Genomic DNA, 14,290 nt, shown 5'->3' with positions numbered 1-14,290 from the left:
ATGTCACTTGATATTAGTTTGAATGATGTATATAATCGACTTATGAACAGGACACCTGAGGGGGAATAAATGAAATGGAACATAAATTGGCTGGCAAAGTAGCTTTGGTAACAGGCGCGTCGAGAGGGATCGGTCGAGAAATAGCCGAGGAGCTAGCGCGCAGCGGCGCGAAGGTTGTCGTTAATTATGCGAGCAGTCCGGCTAAAGCGGAGGAAGTCGTTGCGGTAATTAAGGAGCAGGGAGGCGAAGCAGCAGCCATTCAAGCCGATATTAGCCGCGTAGCTGATATCGAGATGCTGTTTCAGAAGACGCTCGAGACGTTCGGACAAATCGATATTCTCGTCAACAATGCAGGGGTCATGATTACAAAGCCGCTTGTCAGCATGACGGAGGCTGATTTCGACAAGCAGTTCGCCATTAACGTAAAAGGAACCTATTTTGCGTGCCAGCAGGCGGCGGTGCATATGAATGCGAATGGACGGATTATTAACTTCTCAACCTCGGTAAACGGCATGATGTTTCCGGCATACAGCGCATATGCGGCAACTAAAGGTGCGGTGGAGCAGATTACGAGACAGCTTACGAAGGAGCTTGGACATAAGGGCATTACGATTAATGCGGTTGCGCCTGGTCCAATAAATACAGAGCTGTTTAAAGACGGGAAATCCGAGCAGCAAATTCAGAATATCGTCAACATGAATTCCCTAGGGCGTTTGGGCGAGCCCGATGACATCTCCAGTGTGGTGTTGTTTCTTGCAAGCGAGGAATCACGCTGGATGACAGGGCAGACCGTGCGGGTAAATGGCGGGTTTGCTTAAGATTATTATAGTCAGGCATACGAATTGAAAAAAACGAGGCTGTTCCGTATGTTTCCGGAACTAGCCTCGTTTTTTGGTTATTCCTTGCCTTCGTTGAACCAGAGGGGGTCGTCGTTTTCAACTTCGCCATTATAATTGATTAGAATTTCTTCTCCCGCAGCAATGTCCGTATGGGCATAAAAGTCGACGGTATGGTTGTCGAAATTCAAATCATAGTGGGCGTTAGGGGTGTAAGAATGGTTGAACAGCATGCCGTACCCGAGCAGAATGGCCGTATGGTGCTCTCCATACTCAAATACGTAATCAGCGAGCAGTGTTTTCTCTATGTGTTCATGCTCTTCATTCGGGAATGGAATAACAGGCGCCTCGTGAAATATAGTTCCTTGCGGTATGTCTTGTGTTGCAAATACGCCCCTATTGAATTCTCCATCGCTTAGCTTAGAAGTTTTTACCTCAATCATGTTCGTCACCTGCGCGTTCTATAGTCTAAGGAGCTCTCATCAAAAAGAAGATTCGGACTCACCTAAGGTAATATAACAAGATAACGAAGAAATAGCCAGCAACAAGGGAGATTCATAAGGGGAAAACTAGACCTTTATTGCTTGCAGACGGTGAAAAGAGTGCGATCAACATCGTTGAAATACGATATAATATCTTCTATAAGCGATTGGTGCGGGCTCGATTACGCATACGCGGGATAACCCAGCTGTATACGGCCATCTATCAGATCAGAAAGCTATTGCAGGCAGAGGGAATCCCTATTTAAATACTATTTGCAGTTCATGAAATACAGCATTGCCATCCCAGCTGAGATTGGCTTTTTGCCGTAGGACAAGCAGTTTCAGAATTGTTTCAGCAAATGGTTGTACAATCAGAAAGCGAAGATAGATATTGAATCCATTTAGGAGGGTGCCTGGTTCATGTTAGATAGGAAGAACAGCTTCATGCTATGGTTTTCGGCTGCAGCCGTTTTGTTGAGCGTGATCATATTCCCGACAACACGAATGATGTATCCCTGGCAGGATATGCACGGAATACTCACGCAACACTCTATGGGCGAGGCTATTCTGATAATCTTGCCTTTTATAAGCTTCATGCTGGCGTACTCCGTGTTCTTAATAAAAAAGGATCATGTGCTGTTGCGATGGCTGCATACGTTAACGTTATCGTTTTCGAGCATTTCAATGATTAGCGGGAGCGGCGGGCACTCTGCCTACTACTTTTCTGTTTTTATCGTGATTGCCATGATTGCTTCTTATGATGATATCCGGCTAGTTCTTCTGACGAATTTTATTTTTACGATGCAGCATGCTGCAGGCTATTTCTTTTTTTCTGAGATTTTGCTCGGATCCGCGGAATATGAGGCCTCCAAAGCGTTCATACATATAGCCTTTTTAACCGCTATTTCGGGCGCGAAGATTTGGCAAATTCGATCCAAGCAGGCTATTACCGAGCGGCTTGAGAATGAGAAAAGAGAAAAGGAAGAAAGGTTGAATCAATTGCTCGTGGAGCTTCAGGGGCTTACCAAGCAAATCGGCAATACTTCGGACACGGTTCTGCGCGCCTCCTACCAAGCTGCTCATACGAACAAGCAGATGCGTTTTGTCTGTGAGGAAATGACGGGCGGTCTTGGCGATCAAGCTTATTCCATTGAATTAATCGAATCGAATCTCAGCAAAATTAATCATGCGGTTCAAGCATCGAGCGACAGCATGGAAATGAAGATCCGCGTAAGGGATGGAGCATCGGGAGTGACCGCCGAAATGGTAGATATTGCTGCCGTGATCGAGGAAGGGATGGCTTCGCTTGAACAGCTCACGGAAGCTTGCGAGCGCCAGATTGAAGAGTCTGAGCAGGTTGATCAAGCCATTAGGCAGTTGAATCAATTATCAATAGCGCTGCAGCAGCGTTTGCACGCTTAATCATAAAATGAAGAATTACACGAAAGGGGGGTACGCCATGCATCATCTTCATGGATCGCATGATACAACATTGGTAGCCGTTTCTTATCTCGTTGCTGTAGTTGCCTCTTATACCGTACTAGTGATGGTTGAGAGATTAAGCATAGCCAAAGGAGCACAACGATGGGGGTGGCTTCTGTTCGGCTCAATCGCTATGGGCATGGGAATATGGTCGATGCATTTCGTAGGGATGCTCGCATTCTCATTGCCTGAGCCGGTCAGCTATGATTTGAGCATCGTATTCGTTTCGGTATTGGCGGCTATTGCCGGCTCCTTTATCGCTTTGATCATCATCGGACGGCCAGAGCCTCGGTTTAAGCATGTGTTTTTTGGCGGCCTGCTGCTGGCGTCGGGCATATCGGCCATGCATTACATCGGAATGGCTGCCATGCGGATCAACATCGAATATGACCCATTGTACTTTACGCTGTCTATTGTGATAGCCATTGCTGCGTCGATAGCAGCGCTTTGGCTGGCTATTTATTTCCGAAAGGCTGCCGGGAGCGCCGGCGAATGGATGAAGCTGGGAGCGGCGCTGTTAATGGGTGCTGCGATTGCCGGCATGCATTATACAGGAATGGCAGGGGCTCAATTCCATGTCATGGACGAATCGGCTCAGTCCACGGGCATAATGCTGAATCAGAAGTGGCTTGCGTATTACATATCAACAGGAACGCTCGTAACGCTCGCCCTATCCATTATCGGCATTTATATCTCCCGAAAATTCGCGTATAAGGATTCGGAGCTTCAGCAGAAGTCGGACGAGATTTATATGATGAATCAGGAGCTGGTTGCGTTAAATGAGCATCTGGAGGATCTGGTAGCGGTTCGGACAGAGCAGCTTGCGAAGGCACATGATGAGGCCATTCAAGCGAATCTGATCAAAAGCCAATTTCTAGCGAACATGAGCCACGAATTGCGCACGCCGCTAAATGCTATTATCGGATATAGCGAAATGCTTCAAGAGGAGGCAGAAGAGCTTGGCGAGGCCACATTCGTAGACGATTTATCCAAAATCAGCAAAGCAGGAAACCATCTTTTGGCTCTTATTAACGATATTCTCGACATTTCCAAGATCGAGGCCGGCAAGATGGAGCTGCATCTGGAGAGCAGCAGCCTACCGGAATTAATTCAGGATGTTATGACGACGATCCGTCCCTTAGTCGAAGGGAAAGGCAATCAGCTTCAAACGATATGCGAGGAAGACGGAGAGATTCAGGCTGATGTTACTAAGCTGCGTCAGATTCTGATCAACTTGCTTAGCAACGCCAACAAGTTTACAGAGGCTGGTTCAATTACATTCGACGTATATAAGGAAGCAAGGGACGGACAGTCTGGATATGTTTTCCGTGTCCGGGATACGGGAATCGGGATGACGTCCGTTCAGCTTGCCAAGCTATTCCAGCCCTTTACGCAGGCGGATGCTTCTACGACACGAAAGTATGGAGGAACAGGGCTGGGGCTTGCGATCAGTCAGCGCTTCAGTCAGATTATGGGCGGGGATATTCAAGTAGAGAGCGAATTCGGCGTTGGAACGACCTTTACCTGCTGGCTGCCAAGCTCTCCCTCTGATGCGCTTGTAACGATTCCAGCCCTGATTAAGGATGCCGCCTCGTTTTCACAGGAAGAGGCTGGGCATGTTAGTATCCTGCTCATTGACGATGAAGCATTTAACCGTGAGTTAATGCAGCGCTATCTCGCCAAAACCGGCTGGAAGCTAGCTTTTGCCGAGAACGGTCCGGAAGGGCTGCGGCTCGCCAAAAAGCTTAAGCCCAAAGTAATTTGCTTGGATATACTCATGCCGAGCATGGATGGCTGGAGCGTGCTTGGCGCGCTAAAGAGCGACCCGGAGCTGGCCGAAATTCCGGTCGTCGTCTGGTCCATGACGAGCGACAGGCAGCTGGGATACACGCTTGGTGCCGCTGAGTTTCTGATGAAGCCGGTCCAGAGAGAGCAGCTGCTTACCGTTATGGACAAGTACGTTGCAATTCGTGAGCAGCACTCGATTCTAGTCATAGAGGATGATATGTCGGCAAGCGAGCTGGTGGCAAGACTGCTGCGAAAAGAAGGATATGCCGTTAGGGAAGCCAGCAACGGCATCCTTGCATTGGCAAGCGTAGAGAAGGAAACCCCCGCGTTAATATTGCTGGATTTGATGATGCCGGAGATGGATGGCTTTGAATTTATAGAAGAGCTCAGGAAGCAGGAGGCATGGAGGCGCATACCGATTGTTGTCTTGACGGCGAAGAGCATTACGCCGGAAGATGAACGGAAACTAAGCGGATATGTGAAAAATATCGTCCAGAAAGGAGCCTTTAATCCGCAGTCCTTGCTGGCAGAGATCAGGCCTTATCTTTCTTAGGCATGCATGTTGGACTTTAATAGTTGACTACATACTGGACAGCATGAGCTGGATAGGAGAAGCAGATGTTAACGGAACTTAAAGATGTGAAGCATGCATTATCGGCAATGGAGCTATCCTCCATTATCTCGATTACGAATGACAATGGGATGATTACCTATGTGAATGATTATTTTTGCGAGATTTCCAAGTTTGATCGCAATGAGATTATCGGACAAAGTCATCATACGGTAAATTCGGGCTATCATCCCGCTGCCTATTTCCAAGACTTATGGGAAACGATCAGCCAAAAGCTCGTATGGAAAGGAGAAATGAAAAACAGAGCCAAGGATGGCACCGAGTATTGGATAAGCATGACGGTCATGCCGATTGTAAATGATCAAGGTTTTGTCTACCAATATGTTTCTATAGGCACAGATATAACGTCTCGCAAGGAAAATGAGAATATACTGCTTCAGACCATGGAAAATTTGCATGATATTGAAAACGCGCTGGACGCTTCATCTATCGTGGCTATCACTGATGATAAAGGCGTCATCACATACATCAATGAAAAGTTTTGCGAAATTTCAATGTATGATCGCGCAGAGCTAATCGGCAAGACACATCGGATCATTAATTCAGGGTATCATCCCAAATCCTTTTTCAAAGAGATGTGGGAGACGATTAAGCAAGGGCTGGTGTGGAAAGGCGAGGTCAAGAACCGGGCCAAGGACGGCAGCGAATACTGGATGCATACAACCATTGTGCCTTTTCTTAATGATGACCGCCGCCCGCGGCAATTTATTTCGATCCGAACGGATATTACGGATCGGGTCAAAGCGGAGACCGCACTTGCCGAACGGACTAAGCAGCTTGCCAAAGCGCATGATGAAGCTATCAAAGCGAATATGATCAAAAGCCAGTTTCTAGCGAATATGAGTCATGAGCTGCGTACGCCGCTTAATGCGATTATCGGCTATAGCGAAATGCTTCAAGAGGAAGCAGAGGAGCTTGGGGAATCTTTTTTTGCAGAGGACTTGGCCAAGATCAACAAAGCAGGCAATCACCTGCTCGCCTTAATCAATGATATTCTGGATATATCCAAGATTGAGGCAGGCAAGATGGAGCTGCATCTAGAGATATACAGCTTGCCCGATTTGATTCAAGACGTGATGACGACGATTCGGCCGTTGGTCGAAAGTAAGGGGAATAAGCTTCAAACTGATTGCAGAGATGGCGGAGAATTCACCTCCGATGTGACTAAGCTTCGGCAAATTCTCATTAATTTGCTAAGTAACGCCAATAAATTTACCGAAGCAGGCTCCATTGCTTTCGATATATATAAGGAGGCTAGAGGAAACCGTTTCGGTTTCGCCTTCCGTATAAGAGATACGGGAATCGGGATGACGCCGGATCAGCTGGAGAAGCTGTTTCAACCCTTTACGCAGGCGGATGCTTCAACGACGAGGAAATATGGAGGTACCGGCCTGGGGCTTGCGATCAGCCAGCGCTTTAGTCAAATCATGGGCGGAGATATAAGCGTAGAGAGCGAATTTGGCTTAGGTACGACCTTCACTTGCTGGCTTCCCAGTTCACCTCCCGACGCGGGCGCTGTGGAGGTGTTCGATGAGGAGACCGAAGCTTTACAGGCGCTGGCGCTGAAGCGAAATTCCGAGCTGGCGGCCATTCCCGATGTCAACCGCTCCTTGGGTGAGGACATACAGTCTAGCCGTACGCTTGGTGCGGCTGAGTTCCTGGTAGAACCGATTCTGAGAGAGTCGTTAATCGCCGTTATGGACCAATTTGCTGTGAACCGCGCGGAGCATACCGTGCTGGTTATTGAGGATGATAAGTCGGCAAACGAGCAAGCTGCGAGGCTGCTTCGCATGGAAGGCTATAACGTATGCGAAGCGCGGAACGGTGTCATTGCGCTGGCTTGTATGGGGAGGGTAAAGCCTTCGCTAATTGTGCTTGATTTAATGATGCCGGGAATGGATGGGCTTGCTTTCATAGAAGAATGGAGAAAGCATGACAAGTGGAGCCGGGTTCCAGTCATACTCTTGACGGAGGAGAACAAAGCGCCGGATGATAGGCAAAGCAATAAGCACAAGCCAGCGAAAGGAGGACCGCTTTATGTACAAGATATTACTGGTAGAGGATAACGAAATGAACCGGGATATGCTGAGTCGGAGATTGACTCGCAAAGGATTTGTGGTTATTACGGCTAACGATGGTCAGCAGGGCGTTGAGCTAGCCGAGTCTGAACGTCCCGACCTTGTGCTGATGGATATGAGCTTGCCAGTCATGGATGGTTGGGAAGCTACGCGGTTTCTCAAAAGCTCGGAGGAGTTGAAGGCCATACCCGTTATTGCACTGACAGCGCATGCGATGGCCGGAGATGACGAGAAAGCCTATCAAGCAGGCTGCGATGACTTCGATACGAAGCCGGTCGTGCTGGATCGATTGCTTAATAAAATGAATCATCTATTGACTACTGAGAGCATCAACTGAACGGAGGACGAACGTGGCTCAAGCTGCTCCGAACCAAGCCAAAATTTTAATTGTAGACGATCAGGAATATAATATCAGCTTGCTCGAACGAATTCTCAGCAGGGCTGGTTTCGTACATGTATTCAGTACCGTTGATCCGCATCAAGTTCTGCAGCTGCTGAAGGACAAGGATCCGGATATCATTCTGCTGGATCTGCATATGCCGGGAATGGATGGCATCGAGGCGCTCAAGCTGATTCGGGAGCAGACGGGGCAGGACAACTATTTGCCAGTACTGATGCTGACTGCGGACGTCACGCCGAAGGCAAGACAAGAAGGCTTGCAGGCAGGCGTGAATGATTTTCTGACAAAGCCATATGACCGTACAGAGGTTATTCTGCGCATTAATAATTTACTTAAAACGCGTGAGCTTCATAAACAGCTCCAATCCCACAACGCTTTGCTGGAGGAGCGGGTTAGGCAGCGTACGGAACAGCTGCAGCAGGCCCAGCTGGAAATTCTGGAGCTGTTCGGGCGTGCCGCAGAGTACCGCGATGATATGACAGGCATGCATACGCAGCGGGTAGGGCAATTGTCCAGCCGCATCGCGAGCCGCTTAGGCCTGCCCGAATGGCAGGTTGAGCTTATTGCAAGAGCCGCGCCACTACATGATATTGGGAAAATAGGCATACCCGACCATATCCTGTTGAAGCCTGGCCGCTTCGAGCATGACGAATTCGAACAAATGAAGCTGCATACCTTGATCGGCGCAAGCATATTGGAAGGCAGCTCCTTCGATGTGCTGAGGATGGCGGAGGTCATTACGAGATCGCATCATGAGAAATGGGATGGAACGGGTTATCCGCAAGGTTTAAAGGGAGAAGAAATCCCCATTGAAGCGCGTATCGTAGCACTTGCCGATTTTTATGACGCGCTCACTCATGAAAGGCCTTATAAAAAAGCATGGACCTCACTTGAGGCGATTACAGAGGTTGAGGCCCAAAGCGGTCATCATTTCGACCCTCAAATTGTAGAGGCATTTCTTCACGAGATTCTTCAGCCGCAGCAGCAGTAGTAGCAGTAGAGTAGCAGTAGTAGTAGAGTAGCAGTAGTAGTAGCACAGTAGCTGTAGCAGTAATAGTAGCAGCAGCAGCAGCAGCAGCAGCAGCAGTAGACTAAACTTCAATGGCATTAAGGAAGCGAGAAAACGCTCGCTCGCGATAGCAAGTGCTCCAAGGCTCGCGATTATACTCTCTCTGATAAAAACAGTCCGTGGATATTCCGCGGGCTGTTCTTATCGTTTCTGCCTAAGAATCGGAGTCCTTGCATACCCATGGGTGTCGTCGTTAGATCTGACTACTGATTTGGCAGCAGCAGGAATGGATTGGAGGTGCGTTTCATACGCTCATTGAGGGGTAATAGATAGGAGGGTCGTACATATGATCAGACATCTGGGAGCCTAACTGTGAAGAGGGAGTTGAAGTCTTGAAAAAGAAAATGTGGAGTCATACGGTAATGTCATTCGCACTGGTCATGGCGTTAGGGGCGTGCGGCAATGCCGCAGCAGAAAATAATCCAAACGAACCAAATGGCGAAAACGTGCAAGATACATCAACCAATAATGCTGTCGGCCAAACCGCTGATCCCGCAGTGAACGGAAACGAGACGAGTGTAAACGATACGACTGGTGCGGAGAAGGTACCCGCGTATTTGCCTAAGGATTTTCCGCTGCCGCAGGATGCGGAGATTACGACGGCGCATTCCTCGGAGACCGATGGCAAAAAGTCGGTATTGCTCATCTTTTCAACCAAAGAGAGCATGGAATCCGTTGCCAAAACGTACAAAGATTATTTTGATGCGCAGAACCTGGATGAGGCAGGCCAGACCATTGATGATAACAATCTCATTATTCAAGGCATGAATACCGAGAAAAAGCATAGCTGGTCTATGATCGGCGGCCCGCTGGCTTCCCCTCAAGAAGACATTGTTCAGTTGACGGTGACTTGGACAGAAATCTAATGTGACTCGTTGACGTGCCTATACAAGAAGACCGATGATCCTGTGTGAAGGAGTATCGGTCTTTTCTTCGTGCAACGATACTCGTATGTTTAGTTGATTGTATTTGCATAATAAGGAAATAGAAAGCAAAGGATTCCTTGATCAAAGGTTTCTGTATGTACAATAATGAAATCTGTGGCAAAATGGGAATTGGCGGGATGCAGGCAGCAGGCCTGCGCCATGGTCATAGCAAGCTTTTTAGGGGGAGCCAAATGTATAAGCTGCTGCTCGTTGACGACGAGCCGGAAGTGACGGAAGGGTTAATGGTAGAGATTGATTGGGAAGGCTGCGGCTTCACGGAGGTCAGAACGGCCGGGAACGGCAAGGAAGCGATGGAGTTATTCGAAAAAATGGAGCCGGATGTGCTCATTACCGATATCAGTATGCCTTATATGAACGGACTCGAGCTGTCGGAATGGGCTAGAAAGACGTATCCGATTACGCGAATCGTTATTTTATCCGGTCATGATGAGTTTGAATATGCCAAGCAAGCGATTCATCTGCAGGTGGACGCTTACGTTTTGAAACCGTTCTCAGCGGGGCAGCTAACCGAAACCGTTGTGGATGTAGCGAGGCGGATGGACGAGGAGCGCGAACAGCGGAGCAATGTCGAGCTGCTGGAGGAGCACTACCGCACCAGCCTGCCCATCGTTCGGGAGAAGTTTCTATCCTCATTGATTACGCGAAAGCAGCCGTATCTTGATATTGCGGCGAAAGCAAGGAAGTATGGCATGCAGCTGGATGGAGAGGGCTATGTGGTTTCCATCATCTCGGTGCAGCATTCTGACGAGACGACGGAACAAAATGGCGCCAAGCCTTCGGTATCCTTGGCGTCATCAACGGATTTGGATCTGAAGCTGTTCTCAGTCAGCAACATTGCGAGCGAAATATGGGCAAGGCATGAGCTCGGCAAAGTATTTATCCATCAGGATCAAGTCGTCTTGTTCACGGTAAGTCCGCATGGCGATCAAGCGAAGATGATGGAGGACACGCAGACCGCTTTGAAGGAAATCTTGCAAAGCATCGAACGGTTTTTACGGTTCCCGGTCATGATCGGAGTTGGCACGTTCACCAGAGAGCTCGGAAACTTGAAATATGCCTATGAGGCAGCGATGGTGGCGCTGGACTATCGGCGGATACTTGGCAGCAATATGATTATTTGCATTGACGATATGGAGAAACGCGTCCAGGAGAAGCTGCTTTTCGATGAATCGAAGGAGCGGAGCTTGATCAGTGCGGTGAAGCTTGGAACGGAGAAGGAGCTTGAGGAGGTCATAGATGGGCTTTTTGACGAAATCGCGCGCGTGCAGGCTTCTGTACCCGACTATCAGCATTATTTGCTGGAGATGGTGACCGCGATCATTAAGCTGACTAAGGTGCTCGAAACCGATGAAGAGGATATCCTCGGCGGAGGGTGGGGGATTCTAAACCAATACCAGAAGCTGAACAGCCCGCAGGAAACGAAAGTTTGGTTCGGGGAGATGTGCGCCAAAGTAAGAAGAAGCATTGCGAGCCGCAGACAGCATACCTACAAACAGATTGTGGAGGACGCGATCAGCTATACAAAAAGTCATTTCCATGAGAGCGAGCTGTCGATTGCGAAAGTATGCGGACAGCTGCATGTCAGTGCGGGCTATTTCAGCGGTTTGTTCAAAAAGGAGCTGAAGCTTACGTTCGGTGCTTACTTGCTGCAGCTGCGAATGGAAGAAGCGAAGGAGCTGCTGCGCACGACGGAGCTGAAAGCTTTCGAGATTGCCGAGAAGGTCGGGTTCGCTGATCCTAATTATTTCAGTCTCAGCTTTAAGAAATATGCAGGCGTATCCGCTAAGGAATATCGAAGCAGTCCGGCGGAGAAGGAAGAGTGATGCAGCGCCGAAGCATTCAATTCATTCTAACGGTGTCGTTCACGCTGTTCTCCATCTTTATTATTTTGATTGTCAGCGTTCTTCTATTTGGACGTTTCTCGGCAACCGCACAGGACAACGCTTTTCGCAATTCGCAGCAAATCGTCGATCAAGTCAGCTATAACCTCGAAAACTACGTGGAGGTTACATCCGATTTGTTCAATATGATGCATCATGCGCTCGGTCAAAGCGAGAATGTGGAATCGGATATGATGCGTCAACAGCTGGAGTCGATGATGTCGACGCGAACCGATACGGTATCGCTGGTTCTCTTTGACGATAAGGGACAGCTGCTGCTGGATTTGCCGAACGTTGAGCTGAAGGAAACGCTCCGTATCTCGGAGGAAGGCTGGTTCCGCAGCGCGATGGATACAGCCGGCCATCTATCGATATCGCTGCCCCATGTTCAGAATCTGTACAAGCAGCAGTATAGATGGGTCGTATCCATGAGCAAAAGCATTACCGTCCAGCATAACGGCAAGCAGGTGAATGGCGTGCTGCTGATGGACGTCAATTTCAGCACGATCGATGAGCTGTCCGAGCGCATCAGCTTGGGGAAGAAGGGCTATGTGTACATGCTGGATGAATCGGCCGGCAATATCGTGTATCATCCGCAGCTTGAGCTCATTTATGCAAACCTGAAACAAGAAAATGTCGAGCTTGCGCTCAAGCATACGTATGGCAGCTTTATTGATGAAACGTCAGAGGAAGCCAAGATGATCAGCGTTCAGACCATTGGCAACGTCGGTTGGAAGGTCGTCGGCGTATCCTATATGGATGAAGTCATGACGACAAGCTGGGAGCTGAACCGTTCGATGTCGAAGCTCCTCATCGCGTTAGTGCTTATTGTATTCCTGCTGTCGAGTTTGGTGGCACGCCGTATTTCGAGACCGATCAAGCGGCTTGAGCTCTCTATGAAAAGCGTGGAACGCGGTGACTTCGATAAAGCGGTCAGCGATGAGGGGCCGCTTGAAATCAAGCATCTTGCCGATCGATTCAATACGATGATAGGTACGATCAAGCAGCTTATGGTCCGAATCGTGTCGGAGCAGGAAAGCAAGCGGAAGTATGAACTGGAGGCGCTGCAGGCTCAGATTAATCCCCATTTCCTGTACAACACGCTTAATACGGTCGTACGTATGGTCGGCATGAACAAGAATGAAGAGGTCATTACGACGATTACGGCGTTGTCCAAGCTGTTCCGGATCAGCATAGGCAAGGGAAAGAGCCTTATTGCGATTGCCGATGAGATGGAGCACGCACGCAACTACCTCATTATCCAGCAGATGCGGTTCAAAAATAAATTCGATTACTCCTTTGATTTGCAGGACGAGGCGCTGGTTCATCCAACCTTGAAGCTTATCGTTCAGCCGCTGATCGAAAACGCGTTGGTGCATGGGATCGAACCTTCCGTGGACAAAGGGCATATTGCCGTTTCAGTACGGCTGGAAGGCAGTGAAATCGTCATACGAATCAAGGATGACGGGCTCGGCATGTCCGAGAAGCAGCTCTCGCAGATCCAAGCGGGAACGGTTGTGAGCTCGAAGGGCTCGGGCGTCGGCATTACCAACGTGCAGGAAAGAATCAAGCTTTACTTTGGGGACGCATACGGGCTGCAGTTCGAGAGTGAGCTTGAATTGGGAACAACGATTACGATTCGCTTCCCAGCGCTTATGCCTAATCAAATCGACGGAGGGGAGCAGTCCTAATGGCGAAGCACAAAAGCATGATTATAAGCTGGCTGCTCTTCCTCGTGGCCATAAGTTTGCTGTATTCCGCGCTTTATCCAGGCTCCGAGGAGCCGCAGCAGGAAGAGGCAGGCAAAACGATTCAGCTCATTCTCCGCACAAGCAAAGGTGACTATTGGAAAAATGTCACGATGGGCGCGCAAGCAGCGGTAAAAGAATTCGGCATTACGCTGCACGTATCCGCACCTGCCGACGAAGGGGATATTGACGGGCAGCTGCAGACAGCGATGCAGTCGCTGGAGACAAAGCCAGATGCCATTGTGCTTGGAGCGAATGCAGACTCTGCGTTCGAGCCGTTTCTACTCGAAGCTGCCAAACGCCATATACCGGTTATTGCGATAGACAGTCTGCTCACATCAGGCGAAATCGCTTCCTACATCGGTGCGGACAATTACCTTGCCGGGAAAGAAGCGATGCGCGAGATGGCTGATCGCCTCGGCGGAAAGGGAGATGTAGCCATTATTGCCTTCAGCAAAGGCGGCATTAACGGGAAGCTGCGGGAGAAAGGAATCCGTGATGCGGTCAAGGATTATCCAGGCGTTCGGCTAGTAGACGGCCAGTTCTGCTCCGATGAATACGGCGCATGCCAAGCAGCTGTCAGAGGCATGCTGGATAAGCAGAAGCTGGACGGGGTATTATCACTGAATACGGAGACATCCATCGGTGCCGCGCTCGAATTGAAGCACAGACTGGCTGGCGAGAAGATTAAGTTGGTTGGTTTCGACAGCTCCTCCGAGCTGCTGGAGCTGCTGCAGGAAAACCAGCTTCAAGCGTTAATCGTCCAGAATCCGTTCAGCATGGGCTACCTCAGCGTCAAGCATGCCCTGGAAGCCGCCTCAGGGAGTAGCGTTCCTGATCAGGTCGAGATAGGGATGGAGCTCATCACCGAAGAGAACATGTTTTGGCTCAAAAACCAAAAGCTGCTGTTCCCTGTTGTGCAATAAGGGGGATCAAATGCGAAATAGAT

General features: G+C 49.2%; 11 protein-coding genes. 10 read left to right on the top strand and 1 reads right to left on the bottom strand.

Annotated features, from left to right (window positions below):
- Positions 1-74 precede the first annotated feature (74 nt).
- Positions 75-818 carry an SDR family oxidoreductase gene (locus FHS16_RS19815; protein ID WP_183566573.1) on the top strand — a complete coding sequence of 248 codons (744 nt, stop codon included), beginning with the start codon at positions 75-77 and terminating at the stop codon, positions 816-818.
- Between the two features lie 77 nt (positions 819-895).
- On the opposite strand, the gene FHS16_RS19810 is transcribed toward FHS16_RS19815, so the two are convergent.
- Complete coding sequence (locus tag FHS16_RS19810) at positions 896-1,279, bottom strand: SET domain-containing protein (RefSeq protein ID WP_183566570.1); 384 nt, start codon at positions 1,277-1,279, stop codon at positions 896-898.
- A 459-nt stretch (positions 1,280-1,738) separates the two neighbouring features.
- Here FHS16_RS19810 and FHS16_RS19805 point away from each other — a divergent pair, with 459 nt between their 5' ends.
- The 9 genes from FHS16_RS19805 to FHS16_RS19765 all read left to right on the top strand — a co-directional run bounded on the left by FHS16_RS19805 (position 1,739) and on the right by FHS16_RS19765 (position 14,267).
- Positions 1,739-2,740, top strand: a complete 1,002-nt coding sequence (locus FHS16_RS19805; protein WP_183566567.1) for a methyl-accepting chemotaxis protein — start codon at positions 1,739-1,741, stop codon at positions 2,738-2,740.
- 37 nt (positions 2,741-2,777) lie between these two features.
- Positions 2,778-5,141 carry a response regulator gene (locus FHS16_RS19800; protein WP_183566564.1) on the top strand — a complete coding sequence of 788 codons (2,364 nt, stop codon included), beginning with the start codon at positions 2,778-2,780 and terminating at the stop codon, positions 5,139-5,141.
- A 65-nt stretch (positions 5,142-5,206) separates the two neighbouring features.
- A complete protein-coding gene (locus tag FHS16_RS19795; RefSeq protein WP_183566561.1) occupies positions 5,207-7,285 on the top strand; it encodes a hybrid sensor histidine kinase/response regulator in 2,079 nt (692 codons plus the stop codon).
- Positions 7,257-7,634, top strand: a complete 378-nt coding sequence (locus tag FHS16_RS19790) for a response regulator (RefSeq protein ID WP_183566558.1) — start codon at positions 7,257-7,259, stop codon at positions 7,632-7,634. Before FHS16_RS19795 ends, FHS16_RS19790 begins: the two co-directional genes overlap by 29 nt.
- Before the next feature lie 13 nt (positions 7,635-7,647).
- On the top strand, positions 7,648-8,688 hold the full coding sequence (locus tag FHS16_RS19785) for an HD-GYP domain-containing protein (protein WP_183566555.1): 1,041 nt from the start codon (positions 7,648-7,650) through the stop codon (positions 8,686-8,688).
- 410 nt (positions 8,689-9,098) lie between these two features.
- On the top strand, positions 9,099-9,632 hold the full coding sequence (locus FHS16_RS19780) for a hypothetical protein (protein WP_183566553.1): 534 nt from the start codon (positions 9,099-9,101) through the stop codon (positions 9,630-9,632).
- 251 nt (positions 9,633-9,883) lie between these two features.
- Positions 9,884-11,536 (top strand): response regulator, encoded by a 1,653-nt coding sequence (locus FHS16_RS19775; RefSeq protein ID WP_183566550.1) that lies wholly within the window; start codon positions 9,884-9,886, stop codon positions 11,534-11,536.
- Positions 11,536-13,284: a cache domain-containing sensor histidine kinase gene (locus FHS16_RS19770; RefSeq protein WP_183566546.1), complete on the top strand. Its 1,749-nt coding sequence runs from the start codon at positions 11,536-11,538 to the stop codon at positions 13,282-13,284. Before FHS16_RS19775 ends, FHS16_RS19770 begins: the two co-directional genes overlap by 1 nt.
- Positions 13,284-14,267, top strand: coding sequence for a substrate-binding domain-containing protein (locus FHS16_RS19765; protein ID WP_183566543.1), 984 nt, complete (start codon positions 13,284-13,286; stop codon positions 14,265-14,267). The genes FHS16_RS19770 and FHS16_RS19765 overlap by 1 nt, the downstream gene beginning before the upstream one ends.
- Positions 14,268-14,290 lie beyond the last annotated feature (23 nt).

Origin of the sequence: Paenibacillus endophyticus, assembly GCF_014192395.1 — a bacterium.
In the GTDB taxonomy this organism is placed as follows: Bacteria; Bacillota; Bacilli; order Paenibacillales; family Paenibacillaceae; genus Pristimantibacillus; species Pristimantibacillus endophyticus.
The sequence above is the reverse complement of the archived record's forward strand: the minus strand, read 5'-3'. Positions and strand labels throughout refer to the sequence as shown.

Excerpts from the sequence above, each read along its gene's own strand:
- FHS16_RS19815 (WP_183566573.1), top strand. The coding sequence starts at position 75 with ATGGAACATAAATTGGCTGGCAAAGTAGCTTTGGTAACAGGCGCGTCG.
- FHS16_RS19810 (WP_183566570.1), bottom strand. The coding sequence starts at position 1,279 with ATGATTGAGGTAAAAACTTCTAAGCTAAGCGATGGAGAATTCAATAGG.
- FHS16_RS19805 (WP_183566567.1), top strand. The coding sequence starts at position 1,739 with ATGTTAGATAGGAAGAACAGCTTCATGCTATGGTTTTCGGCTGCAGCC.
- FHS16_RS19800 (WP_183566564.1), top strand. The coding sequence starts at position 2,778 with ATGCATCATCTTCATGGATCGCATGATACAACATTGGTAGCCGTTTCT.
- FHS16_RS19795 (WP_183566561.1), top strand. The coding sequence starts at position 5,207 with ATGTTAACGGAACTTAAAGATGTGAAGCATGCATTATCGGCAATGGAG.
- FHS16_RS19790 (WP_183566558.1), top strand. The coding sequence starts at position 7,257 with ATGTACAAGATATTACTGGTAGAGGATAACGAAATGAACCGGGATATG.
- FHS16_RS19775 (WP_183566550.1), top strand. The coding sequence starts at position 9,884 with ATGTATAAGCTGCTGCTCGTTGACGACGAGCCGGAAGTGACGGAAGGG.
- FHS16_RS19770 (WP_183566546.1), top strand. The coding sequence starts at position 11,536 with ATGCAGCGCCGAAGCATTCAATTCATTCTAACGGTGTCGTTCACGCTG.
- FHS16_RS19765 (WP_183566543.1), top strand. The coding sequence starts at position 13,284 with ATGGCGAAGCACAAAAGCATGATTATAAGCTGGCTGCTCTTCCTCGTG.